The sequence below is a fragment of the Flavobacterium macacae genome, from assembly GCF_003865365.1.
Taxonomy (GTDB): Bacteria; Bacteroidota; Bacteroidia; order Flavobacteriales; family Flavobacteriaceae; genus Flavobacterium; species Flavobacterium macacae.
In genome coordinates, this window is record NZ_RQVR01000029.1 from 1 (window position 1) to 16,388 (window position 16,388).

At 42.1% G+C, this 16,388-nt stretch carries 14 protein-coding genes and 1 pseudogene; 10 read left to right on the plus strand and 5 right to left on the minus strand.

Annotated elements, in window-relative coordinates:
- The first annotated feature begins 156 nt into the window (after positions 1-156).
- From EG849_RS14910 to EG849_RS14920, 3 genes are read left to right on the plus strand one after another with little or no spacing between them, the layout of a single operon-like run.
- Positions 157-522, plus strand: a complete 366-nt coding sequence (locus EG849_RS14910; protein WP_125014149.1) for a TonB-dependent receptor — start codon at positions 157-159, stop codon at positions 520-522.
- A gap of 17 nt (positions 523-539) precedes the next feature.
- A complete protein-coding gene (locus tag EG849_RS14915; protein ID WP_125014151.1) occupies positions 540-1,955 on the plus strand; it encodes a RagB/SusD family nutrient uptake outer membrane protein in 1,416 nt (471 codons plus the stop codon).
- A 19-nt stretch (positions 1,956-1,974) separates the two neighbouring features.
- Positions 1,975-4,584 (plus strand): S9 family peptidase, encoded by a 2,610-nt coding sequence (locus tag EG849_RS14920; protein ID WP_158611962.1) that lies wholly within the window; start codon positions 1,975-1,977, stop codon positions 4,582-4,584.
- Positions 4,585-4,636: 52 nt separating this feature from the next.
- Here the strand turns inward: EG849_RS14920 and EG849_RS14925 are convergent, their stop codons facing one another.
- From EG849_RS14925 to EG849_RS14940, 4 genes are all read right to left on the minus strand, one after another.
- Positions 4,637-4,921: a hypothetical protein gene (locus EG849_RS14925; protein WP_125014155.1), complete on the minus strand. Its 285-nt coding sequence runs from the start codon at positions 4,919-4,921 to the stop codon at positions 4,637-4,639.
- Positions 4,922-5,000: 79 nt separating this feature from the next.
- Positions 5,001-6,065 carry a hypothetical protein gene (locus EG849_RS14930; protein ID WP_125014157.1) on the minus strand — a complete coding sequence of 355 codons (1,065 nt, stop codon included), beginning with the start codon at positions 6,063-6,065 and terminating at the stop codon, positions 5,001-5,003.
- Positions 6,055-6,516, minus strand: coding sequence for a MauE/DoxX family redox-associated membrane protein (locus EG849_RS14935; RefSeq protein ID WP_125014159.1), 462 nt, complete (start codon positions 6,514-6,516; stop codon positions 6,055-6,057). The genes EG849_RS14930 and EG849_RS14935 overlap by 11 nt, the downstream gene beginning before the upstream one ends.
- A gap of 97 nt (positions 6,517-6,613) precedes the next feature.
- Complete coding sequence (locus EG849_RS14940) at positions 6,614-7,501, minus strand: helix-turn-helix domain-containing protein (protein WP_125014161.1); 888 nt, start codon at positions 7,499-7,501, stop codon at positions 6,614-6,616.
- Between the two features lie 783 nt (positions 7,502-8,284).
- On the opposite strand from EG849_RS14940, the gene EG849_RS14950 reads away from it, so the two are divergent.
- From EG849_RS14950 to EG849_RS14975, 6 genes are all read left to right on the plus strand, one after another.
- Positions 8,285-9,040 carry a hypothetical protein gene (locus tag EG849_RS14950; RefSeq protein WP_125014166.1) on the plus strand — a complete coding sequence of 252 codons (756 nt, stop codon included), beginning with the start codon at positions 8,285-8,287 and terminating at the stop codon, positions 9,038-9,040.
- Between the two features lie 309 nt (positions 9,041-9,349).
- Positions 9,350-9,607 carry a hypothetical protein gene (locus tag EG849_RS14955; protein WP_125014168.1) on the plus strand — a complete coding sequence of 86 codons (258 nt, stop codon included), beginning with the start codon at positions 9,350-9,352 and terminating at the stop codon, positions 9,605-9,607.
- A complete protein-coding gene (locus tag EG849_RS14960; RefSeq protein ID WP_125014170.1) occupies positions 9,607-9,786 on the plus strand; it encodes a hypothetical protein in 180 nt (59 codons plus the stop codon). Before EG849_RS14955 ends, EG849_RS14960 begins: the two co-directional genes overlap by 1 nt.
- A gap of 231 nt (positions 9,787-10,017) precedes the next feature.
- The gene (locus EG849_RS14965) at positions 10,018-11,991 is read left to right on the plus strand and encodes a polysaccharide biosynthesis protein (RefSeq protein ID WP_125014172.1); all 1,974 of its coding nucleotides are present in this window, start codon (positions 10,018-10,020) and stop codon (positions 11,989-11,991) included.
- Between the two features lie 67 nt (positions 11,992-12,058).
- Complete coding sequence (locus EG849_RS14970) at positions 12,059-12,835, plus strand: polysaccharide biosynthesis/export family protein (protein ID WP_125014174.1); 777 nt, start codon at positions 12,059-12,061, stop codon at positions 12,833-12,835.
- Positions 12,836-12,839: 4 nt separating this feature from the next.
- Positions 12,840-15,218: a GumC family protein gene (locus EG849_RS14975; RefSeq protein ID WP_125014176.1), complete on the plus strand. Its 2,379-nt coding sequence runs from the start codon at positions 12,840-12,842 to the stop codon at positions 15,216-15,218.
- Positions 15,219-15,299: 81 nt separating this feature from the next.
- Here the strand turns inward: EG849_RS14975 and EG849_RS14980 are convergent, their stop codons facing one another.
- Positions 15,300-16,034, minus strand: coding sequence for a tyrosine-protein phosphatase (locus EG849_RS14980; protein ID WP_125014178.1), 735 nt, complete (start codon positions 16,032-16,034; stop codon positions 15,300-15,302).
- Between the two features lie 163 nt (positions 16,035-16,197).
- Here EG849_RS14980 and EG849_RS15890 point away from each other — a divergent pair.
- A pseudogene (locus EG849_RS15890) lies at positions 16,198-16,335 on the plus strand (ABC transporter ATP-binding protein); the annotation flags it as partial.
- Positions 16,336-16,388 lie beyond the last annotated feature (53 nt).

Here is a 16,388-nt window from a genome sequence, read left to right on the forward strand (position 1 = left end):
AACTGGAATTAGGTGCTCACTTTAAACTGGAATCGGGTGGTCAATATCACTGGAATTTGCAATGGAGGCATCCAGAATGAGATTCAGTATAAAAATCTACGATTGGATTTTCTTTTCCAATTCGTAAAGCAGGAAAACCGAGACCTCTCTCGCAGCATGGGATTTGGCGGGGACATGCGCAACCAGTCTACCGCTATCCTTGACCATACTACAATCAATGGCGCAACAGGTGCTACCCAAATCTATACAGCGGGATTTAATCCTGATGCTGTAGCCGCAAGTTCGCGGTATGGCAGCAGCAATGCCATAGTCGCGGATGCTTCTTTTGTACGCCTTAAAAATGTGTCGCTTACTTGGGATGTGCCAGTTGAGAAAACAACCGGAGTGGCCTGCCAGCTGTCGTTGCAAGCGCAGAACCTATTTACGCTGACTGACTTTAAAGGAGGCGATCCGGAATTTACCAACGGAGGCTACCTGCCGCCGCTACGGACTATCACGGGCGGTATCGGACTTTCCTTCTAACCTAAAAATACAAAATTATGAAAAGCAAAAAAAATACAATCTTAAATCGCCTGCAGGCACCGCTCTTATGCTGGCTGTGCCTGTCAGCGTTATTGTTTTATGGTTCAGGGTGTGATTCGTTCGTGGAAGTGGAGGTTCCTGACTCCCAACTTTCGACACCTCTGGTATTTGAAGACAGAAGCACGGCCACGGCTGCGCTTACTGAAGTCTATGCCAAGATGCGCGAGAACGGAATGCTGAGCGGTTCCAGCAGTGGGCTCTCTTACAGCCTGGGACTCTATGCCGATGAGCTTGACTTTTATGCCTCCACGGGGGAGGATGGTTTTTTATACCATTCTAACGGACTTCTTCCGGCTTCCACTACTGTAAAAAACACATGGAACAGTGCGTACAGCCAAATCTATGGCGCGAATGCTGTGATCTATGGCGTAGAGCAGTCGCAAAGCCTGCTATCGGCAGACCGAAACCAACTGAAAGGTGAGGCCCTTTTTATCAGAGCCCTGCTTCATTTTTACCTAACCAACTTGTATGGCAGCGTACCGTATATCGCAACGACTGATTATATTTCCAACCGTACGGCGCCTAAAAAAAGCACATCGCAAATTTATGAGATCGCCCAGCAGGATCTGCTGGAGGCCTTAGCGTTATTGCCAACTGAATATATTGTCTCAGACCGCACCCGTGCGAACCGATTTGCGGCGCGGGCATTGCTCGCCAGAATCTGCCTGTACCAAGAGCACTGGTCGGAAGCGGCTGACCATGCTTCTGCCGTGCTGAATGAAAGCAGTACCTATGGATTTGATCCCGGCCTGTCTGAAACTTTTCTTATCGAATCGAAAGGCACTATTTTTCAGTTTTCAGCAGGCTTTTCCCCGCGAAATACGCTTGAAGCGGTTACGTTTCATTTTGCAACCAATCCGCCAAATGACAATGCTATGGCAGTACTGCTGGCAAATGCATTTGAGCCGGAAGACCAGAGGCGCATGCTGTGGATTCAAGAAATCACTGACGGCACGGCAGTACATTACAAGGCCAACAAATACAGGGCTGGCGAAGGAGAAATGGCCCAGACCGAATTTTCGAAAGTACTGCGCGTGGCAGAGCTGTACCTCATCAGGAGTGAAGCGAGGGCAAGGCAGGGTGAACTGAGCGGCGCCATTGAAGACCTCAATGCCATCAGGCACCAATCTGGACTGGGAGATACGGAAGCGGTGACTCAGGAACAGCTTATAGAAGCGGTACTGCGCGAGCGACGTGTGGAATTGTTTACGGAATACGGGCACCGTTTTTTCGACTTGAAAAGAACGGGAAAGCTGGACGAGACGTTAAGTCCGATAAAGCCAGGATGGAATAGCAGCAGGGCGTTCTTTCCACTGCCAGAATCAGAACTTCTTCTCAACCCAAACCTGCAACCACAAAATAATGGCTATTAATTATTGTAAAAATACTAACATGAAGATTTCCAATATATTTGTCTTGTGTCTTGCCGTATTTTTTAGTGGTACCGCCTGCTTTCAGGGGCAGGAAAAAAATGTACTCCAACTGGGATCATCTGATTTGAGCCAGTGGCATTCGCTTTTTGCCAACGGCCTGTCAGAAGATGCAAGCTGGGGAGCCTATAAACTCTCTTATGAGAATACCGATACTCTTTTTGCAAGAAGTACCCGCTATGCCAAGACCTATGCTTTCCCTAAGGGAAAGCAGGGCCGGTTTCTTGGGAAAAGCTCTTTCGCCTGCCTCTTTCAAAACAATGTGCTGCAAATTACTGATCTGGAAACTGGTACCTCCGTTGAAGCAAGCGGTATTTCTGACTACCAGCCCGTGAAAGGCGGAAGCCTGCTGTTTGCAGAGTTTTTGCAGGGAAGCACGAAGACATTATTTGTACTTTCCTTAGAAGGGAAAGTACTGTGGAGCCTGAAGGATGTGACCGATTATGCCCTAAATGACAATCTGGACGGCATCGCTTACTGCGTACAAGAGGGCCCCGCCTATAAAGTGAAGCTTGCTTCGTTTGGAAACGAAATCAAGAGCATCACTATAGCGGAAAGTACCATTCCTATAAATGTCTTCTCTTGGCAGCCTGCGGGACGATCGATTGCTTTTGCACCCGTCACGACAGACCAAAAAGGGAAGCGTACCAATACTGCCGCCTTTTTTTATGACCTGTCCCGAAAGAAGCTCTACCCTTTGGACAGAGATTCGGCAGAGATGCCTGAAGGAATGGAACTGGCTCCTATATTTCTGCATGACTTTCGGGTTGCTGATGATGGGGAACGGCTTTTTCTCAGCCTGAGAGGCATTGCGAAAAGACAGCTCTCACAGGAACCCGGCCTCCAGATTTGGAACAGTAGCGATAAGGAATCATATCCCGTAAACCAGATAAGGGCAGGCGAGGGGGAATTTCTATTCTCAGTATGGCATCCTGCGAAAAAGACGCTTGATTTGATTGGTACCAAAATGTCGGAAGAAGTAATCCTTGCCGGCAACCAGAGTGTTGCTCTGGTTTATGATTTCCATCAATACCTGCCGACGATGAGCCATCATCCTGACCGCGATATCTATATCAGGAATCTTGCAACCGGCAAGAAATCGCTATTTCTGGAACGTTTTTCCGGTTTCGATGAAATGCTTTCTGTTTCTCCCGGAGGCAAATTCATCGCGTATTTCAAGGATGGCGATTGGTGGCAGTATTCGATTGGGAGTGGCAAACGCGTGCGCGCCAGCAGGAAAGAGGAAGGAAGCGTCGAACTGGAAGGTTTTGACAGACCCAGTGCGCCATTGCCAGCTGGAGCTCCCTTATGGAGTACTGCTGATGCGGACCTGCTGTATTATGACCAATATGATATCTGGAAGTACACGGCCTCCAATGGCAGACGTACCCGACTGACAAAAGGAAAGGAAACAGGAATGGTTTTCCGCTTCTATAATGCGGACGGACATCCGACAGTTCATTTCCAAAAAGAAGCTATGCTTGACCTGAGCAAGCCTGTAGTCCTGCAAGGGCGGACGGCAGACCACAGGCGAACGGGATTCTTTTTGCTTCAGGAAAAAAAACTAGATACGCTGGTTTATAAGGAGGCAAAAATTACAGGATTTGCTTTTTCCAAGGACAGGAAGAGCTACCGGTATATGGAACAGCGTAGCGACCTGCCACCACGGCTCGTAGTTGGCAACGCAGCTAAGTCAGAGGAGCAGGTTTTAATATCCAGCAACGTCCAGCAAGACCGTTATGATTTTGGCAAAACAAAATTATTGCACTATACAAACAAAACAGGAAAGCCGATGAGCGGCATATTGTATTATCCGCACCATTATGACCCTGCTAAAAAATATCCGATGGTAGTGTATGTATACGAGCGCCAATCTCACCGATTGCATGACTATATGAATCCTTCGCTTGCCAATGAGACGGGATTCAATCCTTCGCTGCTTTCGTCGGAAGGTTATTTCGTCTTTCGACCGGACATTTATTATGAAACAGGTTCCGTGGGCCAATCTGCCGTAGACTGCGTAGTGGCGGGAACAGAAAAAGCAATTTCCAATGCCTCGATCGACCGGAAAAAGATTGGGCTTATGGGAGCTTCTTTTGGAGGGTATGAGACTAATTTTATCATTTCGCAGACGGATCTCTTTTCTGTGGCAATTGCGGGTTCCAGCATGAATGATTTTATCAGCGGCTATTTTTCGCTGAACAATAATGACAAGCTTTTCGACTCATGGCGCTATACGACACACCAGCCAAGGATGGATTCGTCGCCATTTGAAAATTGGGATGGATATTTGAAAAATTCACCGTTGCGATTTGCCCCAGATATCAAGACGCCGTTGCTTTTGTGGGTCGGTTCAGACGACATACAGGTGAGTCCGATGCAGACTATGGAACTATTTAGCGCTATGAGAATCTTGGGAAAAGAATGCACCCTGTTGCTGTATGAAGGTGAGGATCATGCCTTGCGAGAAAAGGCAAACCAGCGAAACCTGACCCTGAAAGTAATGGAGTGGTTCGGGCATTACCTGAAAGGTATGGAAAAGCCTACATGGGCTTTGCCTTTCAAGTTGTGAAATATTATAAAAAACGAAAGCCGTTTCGAGAGAAACGGCTTTTTTAAAGGAGTTACAAAATGCGATAGAGTGTGGTCGGACACACAGTTGGAGAAATCTTGCCTTTTAGCTGTAGACTTGTGTCATCTGAATCATCGACTCTGCAAAGGATACCGTTGTTTTCTGTCTGGCACATTTTTATCTCATCACAAGGCACTGCTGAAGATGTGAATTTATGCCCCCATACATTTACTGAGGCCTTATTAGAAGCCATTGAAGTGGTTGCGAATGCACCAGCGATACCCAAGATTGCTACTGCAACAGGCATCGAAACTTTTTTTAAAAAAATAGTGTTCATAATATAAATATTAAAAATTTAGATCTACTCTCTTACAGGTTTTCGATCTTCCCCTGCTATTCCGGCCGAAATAGGTTTTTTATCGTCTGGGATACGCAAGAAAGCGACGAAGCTTATACCTCGTAATTTGTTTTTCTCCCATAGCGTATAAATTACCGCCAATTACAATAATACTTTTAATCTTATGGTCTGCGATATCATCTATATAGATACTGGCCAGATAGGCAGCGGTTTCTATTTCGTATATGTCAATGATGCTTGACGATTTCCACATCTGCTCAGGTTCCTTCTGTCCCATCAACTGTGAGTTTACAAAAAGCCACCCTTCATTAGCTGCAGCGAGACGGTTGACCAGCAGGGGCATTTTTTCAAAAGTCGTTGCATTTTTGCTTTTTATCCTTATCAGTTTCAGTTTTGGATTACTAATTGTATCTATTGTTTTTCCTTCATGAATATTTGTCAGATTGCCGTCTGTAGCCACAAACTTATTACGGTAATAGTAGACATAAACCAGTTTCTTTCCATCCCCCGTCAGTATCCCATCGGTCTCAAATATCCCATCGGACTCTTTTTGCAATATTTTTTTTTCAAGTTTGTTATTTAGCGTGTCGTTGAGGTCGATGGTGCCAATTATATTTTCAGCGGTCAGCGGGTCGCTATGCCTAACTGCCAATTTATTATCTTCAATTGGTTGTAGTTGAGAAAACAAATACCCTGTATTGCTCATGATTTTTGCTTTCCAATCATAAATAAATCCGCTGTATATGTAAGGAATGCTGCCTTCATAAAGATAAAAATAGGGCGGATCAACTTTGATTTGTGGACGGTTCATTGCAGGCAAGAGTGTTTTTAACCCGATTTTATAGGTTTCCGTTACTTTTAAAGAGGAGTCTAAAACTGTTACCAATAGAGGCGCTGTGGTATTTCCAAGATAAATCTTTCCGTCAGCCGCACCAGCGAAATAATAGGAATTGTATTTGAGTTCCAAGCTGTTCAATTGGTCAGCCATATGGGGCGGAAACCTCCTGGTAAAGCTATTGTGAAATCTCATTTTTTCTTCTGAGAGCTTAAAAAGATAGACGACTGAGACAGACGCAACCACCGCCATTGATAAAAGAACAATTATCTTAAATTTAGTTTTCATAATCCGTAATTGTATTTGTACCGATTAGTTTCTCTTGGGGATAGATTATTATGGCAACTACGGCCATAAGAATAAATGCAATGTTGAATATCATATGTTCCTTCCATCCTAATTTCTCTAATACGCCTCCGCAGGAACAGGGGACATAAGGGCTATAATTCAGTATCATGTAGATGTATGCGGTAAACATTATCATTATCGTAAATGACAGAAACATTGCCGTAAACTTGTATCTTCGAATCATGAAAAGAATGACAATCAAAAATTCAGAAATCGGTACGGCAAAAGAAAGTTCGTCAGAAAATGCGCTAAGCATCGGCGACTGCGCCAGCTGCACCTGAAAATTCTCAAAATCTATAATCTTGCTTGTTGCCGCATAGCAGAAGAGCAGTATGAATGCTGTTGCTATGCCGTTAAAAATGTGTTGCCGTATCTGAACTTTTCTTTTCATTACCATCAATTATTAAAAAAATCATATCGTAAAGTTCTTTAATTCAATGCTTTGGTAGTTGTCGAATCGGGAATATATCATGTTGATTTTGAAAAGGTCAGTCCCGTGTGGTCTTTCGGAATAGTTCGCTGGGACTGTACTGGTATTTTTTCTTAAATGCTTTTGAGAAGACACCATAGTCGTTGAAACCGCAGCTGTAAGGAATTGATTTGAGTGGCAGTTCCGTGTTGGCTATCAGGTCGTGCGCCTTCTTGAGCCTTTGCTCATTGTAACATTGGTAGATGCTTGTGCCAAAGAAATGCCGGAAACTGTCTTTTAATCTGAAATCGTTTACGCCGAACATTTTTGAAAGTTCCTGCACGTTGGGAAGCGGATTTTCCAAATTTCCCCTGATATATTCATAGACCAGTTGCGCGAGATCTGCATCGGCCAGCTTTGGAGCAAGGGCTTTAGAGTTACCCGCCTTATCAGCCATTATGTCTTGGAGTATCGTGGCAACAGAGCTGACGTGTATCTTCTTACTGCGGACCGTTTTTGAAATGGAACAGAAAGCAGTGAGGAACATTTTTTCATTCGTCAAGAAAATCAGGTAGACTGTTGCGTGGTAATTATCATCGGAATCAATTTCTTTTTTCAATTGTTCCCAAAGCGCACCGGACTGTGACGCTATGATATTTTCAAAATGCCTGTCTAGCAGTTGTTTTGCGTCATAGCCCAATATTTCCAGTGCTTCCTGATTCACATCTTTAATTGTAAAGTTACTGGTAAGAATAAAAGTCATTCTAACGAGATTCTGATAGGTGTAGTGCGGGATGACATATCTGGAATGTGAAATTTCTAACTGCATGGTAGCAGCGAAGGCATTCAGCGATTCTGCCAAGCTTTCTCCTTTTGCATTTAGCCTATAGGAGAGGTTTCCAGTAGCCATTTCGAAAAGCATCTGGTAGAGGTTTTTGATTCGCAGCGGATTTAACTTGTCGGACATTGCTTTGGATTTACAGGCGGCAGGCGTGTTTGCTACCCGCAAATGTATGTGATTGGGTGTGCCAAAACTAAATAAGCATTTATCAATTCGCGAATTGATAAGATAAGTTATGGGTTGTTTTTTTAGTGCTGTCGGGGCTTGGGCGTACGGTTTTAGTGTTCCGTGTTCTGTGATCAGTATTGAGTAGTGAGTATTGCGGGTTTTGTGTTGCGGGATGCATTATCTTATGAATTGGCTGACGTGTTCTGGCTTCAGGCCCGAGTATTCACAAAATTCTTCTATGGACACCCATTGGGCTGGCTGTCTGCCCAAATGTGCCTTGATCCTGTTGAGGTACAGGCGGGATTGCTTGTAGGACTTACCGGTTATGTTCTGGATGTCTTTTGGGTAGATGCAGGCTCTGGCGTATTGTGGCTTCATGCTTTTATTTTTAAAGTTTTGGCAAAGTTTTACCAAAATAGCTGTGCTTTCTCACAAGGCGCACGGAAGTTGGGAACGATTTCTGGGACATGCTGGTGCTTTGGCCACTGGTCATGATTATAACGGCCCACCCATTGGTTTTTATTCTACCTACACTCATTTACCTGCTTTCAAACGATTCTGAGCCTCCAATTTGCAGGCCCAGCATCAGGTCGTTTTACTACGTCAGCGGTCGTTAGCGGTCGTTAGGGTCTGCACTGTTAGGATTTGACAATCAATGTTTTGCATCTTTGTGCCGTCATCTACAAACTGTTGCAACGAGGATGGAGAACAATTCATTTAAAACTTTTAAAATTTACAATTATGGCCAGACAAAAGGGGATTATCAAATTAAAAGGTACTATCGGGGATATTACTTTTTACAAAACGAAAGACGGATATATTGCAAGAGAAAAGGGGGGCATTGACGCCAACCGTATTGCGAATGACCCTGCCTTTCAACGAACGAGAGAAAACGGTGCTGAATTTGGGCGTGCTGGAAAGGCCGGGCGCTTGCTGCGTACATCGATCAGGGCGCTTTTGCTGCATGCTTCCGACAGCCGCATGGTGGGACGCCTTACCAAGGAAATGATCAAGGTTATCCAAGCGGACCAGGTCAGCGACAGGGGATTGCGCAACGTCATTGATGGCGAGGCGGAACTGCTGACCGGCTTTGAGTTCAATATCAGAGGTGCCTTGAGGACCACGCTTTTTGCGCCCTACACCGCAGTTCTGGATCGTACGGCTGGAACGGCGGGCGTGACTTTTGAACCGTTTGTACCTTCGAACATGATCAATGCACCGGGGGGCACGACGCATTTTAAAATTCATACTGCGGGCACCGCCATTGACTTTGAGGCAGAAACCTTTGCAACCGCCTCTTCTTCTACAGCCCTCTTGCCTTGGGACAGCGTTCTCACTGGGCCCCTGGATTTGGAAAATGCTCTTCCTGCCGCCAGTACCAACGTACTGTTTCTGGTTGTCGGTATTGAATTTTACCAAGAAATCAACCAACAGCTTTATCCGCTCAAGAACGGTGCCTTCAATGCCCTGTCGGTGTTAAAGGTAAGTGGCTTGTAGCCTCGAACTGCTGTTGAAAAGAATTTGTTATTCAGAGGGGACGCCGGGCGTTATGAAATGGCAGGACCGCACTTTGTGTTTTACCCCTGCATTGCCTGGGCGTTCCCCACTGAAGCTTTGTTTTACTGCATCCGGCCCATGATGGGCAGTGCGAATTACAGGGCTGTAATGCACCTGGCCAGCTCTCGCACTGGAAAGTGGAGCCGCTGTGGTTTTAAAAAAAAGCTTTCCAGAAGCTGCATGCCTTGTCTGGGACGCTATCTAAAAAGGCGTGACGCCACATTATCAATTCCTTAAAAAAAAGAAATCATGAATATTATCAAAAGGGCGCAGGCGCCCACCCCTAAATTTTTTAAAATACTTCGTTCTGTAGGACTGAGCCTGCTGGGCATCAGTGCCAGCATTGCTGCAGCGCCGATTGCGCTGCCTGCCACAATTGTCAGCGTTGCGGGCTATCTGGCGGTTGCGGGCAGTATTCTTTCAGCGGTCAGCCAGATTACGGTATCGGACGTTTCTGCCCCATCCCAGCAGCTGCCCGTCTCAAAAAAAGTGAAAAAACCAGTGTAATGGGAGCGGTTATTTCCCTACGAAATGGCACTGCTGTCGGGACGATACTCAGTGCCTTGCCCCATCTGTTTTCTTCTGATATTTTGCGCACGGTACTGCTTGCCATCATCGGTGCCGCAGCTAGTTTTGCTGCATCGGTATTGCTGAAATGGATTGCGCGGCCTAAAAGAAAACGCTAACCACTGTCTAAAAGCTTCGAGAAATCGGAGCTTTTTTTTTTAGTAGTGGGTGGGGAGTAATAGGGAGTTTTCAATAGAGAGTAGGGAGTCGTTTCGAAAATGGAATAAAGGTGGCGGCCTTATTTTTATTATTCCCCTTAAATAAAAAAATGATACTATGTTAACCTTTATTTTTTTTATATAACTTTGCTGACAACTATGCATAGTTTTCCCCCATAAAAAAATTAGACATTGAAAGAAAAAGAAAAAAACGATTTGAGATCGGGGATATCGCAAGTACTTTTAAGTGCTCGATTTGATTTTAATTTAAAAAATTTAGGGTACCTGCCGCGTTGGGTTGTCCTGTTGCTTGATATTGCCACTATTTTCGCTGCAGGAGTTTTAACCTATAGTTTATTGATTGGGATGAAACTTCGTTATATTCCGATTGCCTATTTACTTCATGGGGCCTTACTTTATTTAGGGGTCAATATTTTCTTTTTCTGGGTGTTTCGAACCTATTCGGGCATAATTCGCCATTCTTCTTATATTGACGGCGTTAAAATATTTTTCGGGCAGTTTTGCACCCTAATAACGCTGGCACTAGTCAATTTTATTTTTTTGCTGGATCATGATTTTAAAATTTTCTTAAATACTGGCCTTTTTATTAATGGCGTATTGTCTTTCTTCTTTTTGTTTTTTTACCGTATTGTTGTAAAGCAGACTTTTGAAAAATATTTAAATATCTCAAAAGACGAAGGAAGGACAAAAGCGGTTATATTTGGTTTCGACGCCAATGCTATTGCTGTGGCCAATGCCTTGCGCGCTGAAGTGCCCAGTCGTTTCAAATTAATCGGGTTTATCGATAAATTAAGCCAAAACGGCTCTAAGCGAATTTTAGACCTTCCTATTTTGCAAATGAAAAGGCGTGTGCCTGTGATTATGCGTTCGGTAGGGGCTGAATCATTGATTATTGCAGATAAGACCTTGACTAAGGAAGAGCGTTTGGCAATTGTTGAAGAGTGTTTAGAATACAATTACAAGGTTTTTACTATTCCGTTAATTACCGATTGGGAAAATCAAGAAGAAATTTCAAAGAGCATCAAGAGTTTTGAAATTCAAGATTTGTTAGAACGTAAGCCTATTGTGCTTGATATGAAGTCAATATCCTCTCAATTGCGTGGTAAAACGATTATGGTTACAGGTGCAGCGGGATCAATCGGAAGCGAGATCGTGCGACAAGTGCTGCATTTTAATCCACAACGAATTATTATTCTGGATCAAGCCGAAACACCTTTACATACTCTTTGTCTTGAAATTGCGGGATTGAATCCTGATATCCAAATTCATAATGTTTTGGCCGATGTCAGAAACAAACAAGTCATCAAGCAGGTTTTTAAATTGTATCGCCCTCAGGTAGTGTACCACGCCGCAGCTTATAAACATGTACCTTTGATGGAAGAAAATCCTTCACAGGCGATTTTTACCAATGTGATGGGGACAAAGATTTTGGCTGATCTTTCGTTAAAATATGGTGCCGAGCGTTTTGTAATGGTTTCCACCGATAAAGCGGTAAACCCAAGTAATGTTATGGGAGCCAGCAAGCGCATCGCTGAAAAATATGTACAGTCTTTAAATTTTAATGCTAAGAAAAATTTAGACACAAGCGGTACCAAATTTATAACTACAAGATTTGGAAATGTTTTGGGTTCCAATGGTTCTGTTGTACCGTTGTTTAAAAAGCAGATTGAAGAAGGGGGTCCGATCACCATTACGCATCCCGATATCATTCGGTATTTTATGACCATCCCCGAAGCTTGTCAACTTGTTTTAGAAGCCGGCACAATGGGTAATGGTGGTGAAATCTTTATATTTGATATGGGAGATCCTGTTAAAATTATTGATTTGGCTCGGAAAATGATTAAACTTGCAGGTTATACTCCAGAAAAAGAAATAAAAATTAAGATTGTAGGCTTGCGTCCTGGTGAAAAATTATACGAAGAGTTATTAAATGATACTGCCAAAACACTTCCAACGCATCACGAAAAAATAATGATTGCTGAAGAGATTTTCAACGACTATGATTTTGTAAGTACTGCCATACATGATTTAATTGATACATCAGAAATTACTTCCAATGTAGAAATAGTTTCTAAGATGAAACTCATTGTGCCTGAATTTAAAAGTATGAATTCTGTTTTTGAAACATTAGATTCAAAAACTTAAAGTCTGTAGTAATTTATTTATATATTATGCCTTCTAAATGTTATCTTTGCACGCTTAAAATAATGATATGATCAAATCTAACGCAATAAAATTTTTGTTAATTCTATTTCCAGTTTTCTTTTTTTCTTGTGCTTCAAGAGAGAAAATTGCCTATTATCAAAATATAGAAGAGGTAATCGCTTCTGATACTTCTTCAAATTTTGATACCAAATTGCAGCCAGATGATTTGTTGATGCTCGTGGTTATGGCAGAAAATGCAGAAGCAGCAGCTCCCTTTAATTTACCTTCTATAATAATGCAATCTACTACTGAATTTGAAACACAACAACTTCGAATGAATAGTTATTTGATTGACGCAGAAGGGTTTATTCAATTTCCTGTAATTGGCGCTATCCAGTTAGGCGGATTATCGAGAACCCAAGCCATTGCTAAAATGGAAACGGAACTTAAAAAATATATTAAAGAACCAAAAGTTAATCTTCGCATCTTAAATTTTAAAGTGACGGTGAGTGGTGAGGTTAAGCAACCAGGGATTCAGAATATAACCAGTGAGCGTATTACGTTAATTGAAGCGATTACTATGGCCGGTGATCTAACGGATTATGGTATTAGAAATAATATTATGGTTATTAGGGAAAAAGACGGAAAAAAAGAAATTGGCAGAGTGGATATCACAAAAGCCGATTTTATCAATTCGCCCTATTATTATTTGTCTCAAAACGACCACGTGTATGTGGAGCCTAACAAAACGAAGGTAAATGCTTCAGCAGTAGGTCCAAATACAGGAATTATTATTTCAGCTATCTCTCTACTTCTTACGGTTGTAGCTATCATCATCCGATAATCTTATGAATACATATACTGACTCTTCTTCTCAAGAAAATCAAGAATCTGACTTTAATATCAGGGAACAGGTTGAAAAATATTTAATCCATTGGAAGTGGTTTGCCGTAGCTGTTTTCGCAACGCTCTTACTTGCCTTCCTTTACTTGAGATATGCAACTCCGTTATACAGCGCAAGCACAACTATCTTAGTGAAAGATGATAAAAAAGGAGGCCTATCCACTGAATTGTCTGCGCTTTCTGATTTGGGAGGCCTGGGGGGTGCCGAAAGCAACGTCGATAACGAGATTGAAATCTTAAAATCAAGAACATTAGTTGAAAATACCGTTGAAAAGCTAAAACTAAATGTGGCTTATGTCATGCAAGGCCGCGTGAAATCGGCTGAACTTTACACTGCTTCGCCCATTGATTTTATTTACTTGCCAAATAAAGAAATTGTAGAAAATAATAATAGCGAGACTTTTACTGTTACTTCAGTAAGTGCTGCTACTTTCAAACTTGCCTATCTAGAAAAAGAATTGGGTGTTTTTAAATACAATACTATTATTGACACCAAAGTTGGTAAAATTAGCGTTACCAAAACCATTTTTGCTGCCGAAAAAGACAATCAGGAATTTGAAATAGACTGTATTTATTCACCTGTTGCTAAAATAACTGCTGCTTTTAAAAATAAGCTTGTCGTGAGTTCTTTAAGCAAAACATCGAGTGTTGTGGAACTTTCTATCGTTGATGCAGTCCCTGCACGTGCTGAAGATTTCTTGAATACACTGGTAGCACTTTACAACCAAAATGCCATTGAAGATAAAAACCTTGTTGCTGAAAAGACTTCCGATTTCATCAGCCAGCGTTTGGAGTTTATTACCAATGAACTGACCGATGTAGAAAAAGACGTTGAAGGTTTTAAAAACCAAAACAGCCTTACCGACATTGAATCAGAGACCAAGCTTTTTTTAGAAAACGCATCTGATTATGAAAAGCAAAAGATTGAGACCGAAATACAGATGAATGTTGTTGCTTCGATGGTCCAGTTTTTGAACAGCAGCAAACCTGATGACCTCATTCCGACTAATTTGCTTTCTTCAGGAGCAAATTCTGAAGCCGGAAGCCTAATTGGCGAGTATAACAAAATGGTAATCGAGCGCAATCGTATTGCGGCCGGAGCGACACTGGAAAATCCGGTGGTTCAAAATGCGGATAAACGAATCAATGCCCTAAAAGCCAATATTGCACAAAGTTTATCTAGAATGCAATCCTCGCTGTCGATCAAAAAAAGAAACCTTGACCGAGAAGGTGCTGCAATTGGGGGCAGGAAATCTCAAGTTCCGCGACTTGAAAGAGAATTTAGAATCATTGACCGACAGCAAAAAGTAAAAGAAGCCCTTTATCTTTACCTATTGCAAAAAAGAGAAGAGACTGCCTTAACACTGGCTGCAACGGAACAGAGTGCCAAAGTGATTGACAGCGGCCTGAGTTCTGACATACCCGTTTCACCGAAAAAAATGATTGTTTATCTAGGGGCCCTTATGGCAGGGCTGCTCATCCCGTTCGCCCTTATCTATGTTGCGGACCTCTTAAATACGAAAATCAAGAACCGAGGCGATGTCGAAAAGCGCCTTAACATTCCTTTCTTGGGAGACGTTCCGCGTTCTGAAAGCCATGAAGAATTGATCAGCATGAACAGCCGCTCGAGTTCGGCAGAAGCCATCCGTATGGTCAGGACCAACTTAGAGTTTATGCTGTCCTCTACTTCTGAAGACAAGGCAAAAACCATATTTGTGACCTCTACCATTCCTGGTGAAGGAAAAACATTTCTTGCGGTCAATCTGGCAGGCACCATTGCCTTGTCAGGCAAGCGCGTCCTTTTAATCGGAATGGATATCCGCAATCCAAAATTATCAGAGTATTTACCGATCAATCCGCAGGGCCTTACCAACTATCTGACTAAATCGGGTACAAAAATTACAGATTTTATCACTAAACTAGACAAATATGAGCATTTTTCTGTCTTAGCTTCTGGAGCTATCCCACCCAATCCGGCTGAGCTTTTGATGAGCCAAAAACTTACTGGAATGTTTGAAGATTTAAAATCACAATTTGATTATATTATTGTGGATACGGCTCCTGTGGGAGTGGTGACTGATACCGTTATTACTGCACAAAACGCCGATGCCTTTATTTATGTGGTGCGCGCCAATTATCTGGACAAACGCATGCTTCGAATTCCGGAAATGTTCTATAAAGACAAAAAACTGCCCAATATGTCTCTGGTACTGAATGATACCAAAATCATGAAAAAAGGGTATGGGTATGGGTATGGCTACGGTTATGGCTATGGCGCTGAAGAAGAAGTTTTACCCTGGTACAAAACACTTTTCAAGAAATAATACCTAAGCCGCTAAAAATAAAAAGGAAGCATTTTCACATTGAAGATGCTTCCTTTTTTTAATCTTAAAGACAAATAATACTTAAAATCGAAATTCGTTATTGTTATTTATGGCTTCCTTTAAGGCATCTGTAGCTTTTACTACTGTTTTCTTTTCAAAACTTTTGATGTGGTTTTGATGGTGCACATCAGATCCCGTGAGGTCAACCATTCCTTTTTCTAAAAGCTGCTGTGCGGCATTGGCTACATTTGAGCCATAATATCCAACCGCTGAAAGCAGATTTAACTGTAACAGGCAGCCTGCTTTTTTGAGTTTTTTATATTCGCCAAAATTGGAATGGTAAAATAAATACCTTTCCGGATGTGCTAAAATAGGTTGGTAGCCCGCAACTCTTATCTCAAATAAGATGTCGTATAATTGCATTGGTGGATTAATGTATGACATTTCTACCAAAATATAATTGTCTTTGATCGTTAAAAGCGGTTCCGATTTTAATAGCTTTGAAAATGAGTCATCCATCATGTATTCAGCAGCTGCTCTAAACGGATCTGTAATTCCTCTATCCATTAAGTCAGCAGAAGTAGTTTTTAAAAGCGCTTCAATTTGAGACTTATCATTGTCCCAAATGTTTTTAATGATGTGTGGTGTGGCGGTGAACTGGCTGAACCCAATTTTTTTAAGCGACTGGATTAGCTCTATAGTCATATTTAGATCTTTTGAACCATCGTCAATTCCAGGCAATAAATGCGAATGGATATCTACGTAGTCTTCGATAAGCTCTTTTAAAACGGGTTTACTTTTTGAGAAGAAAAACAAATCAATTGAATTAAGAATTGGTGCAAATTTAGTGCATAAATTCTATTCTTATTCTAATTTAAAACAAAGAAGTTTTAAAGTGTTGAAAAGAGCCCTAATCCTCTTCATTTTGGATCAGAATTGCTATATTTGGGCTTACAAATTTTCCAAAATTTATTTAATAATGAGCAGGGAAGTCATCCTCACCGCATCACAAATTTCCAAACAGTATCGTTTAGGAAGCGTTGGCACAGGAACATTGAGTCATGATCTTAATCGGTGGTGGGCAAATGTGAGAGGGAAAGAAGATCCTTATTGGAAAAAACGGTCAAATTGACCACCCAATTCCAGTTCAAATTGACCACCTGTTTCGGT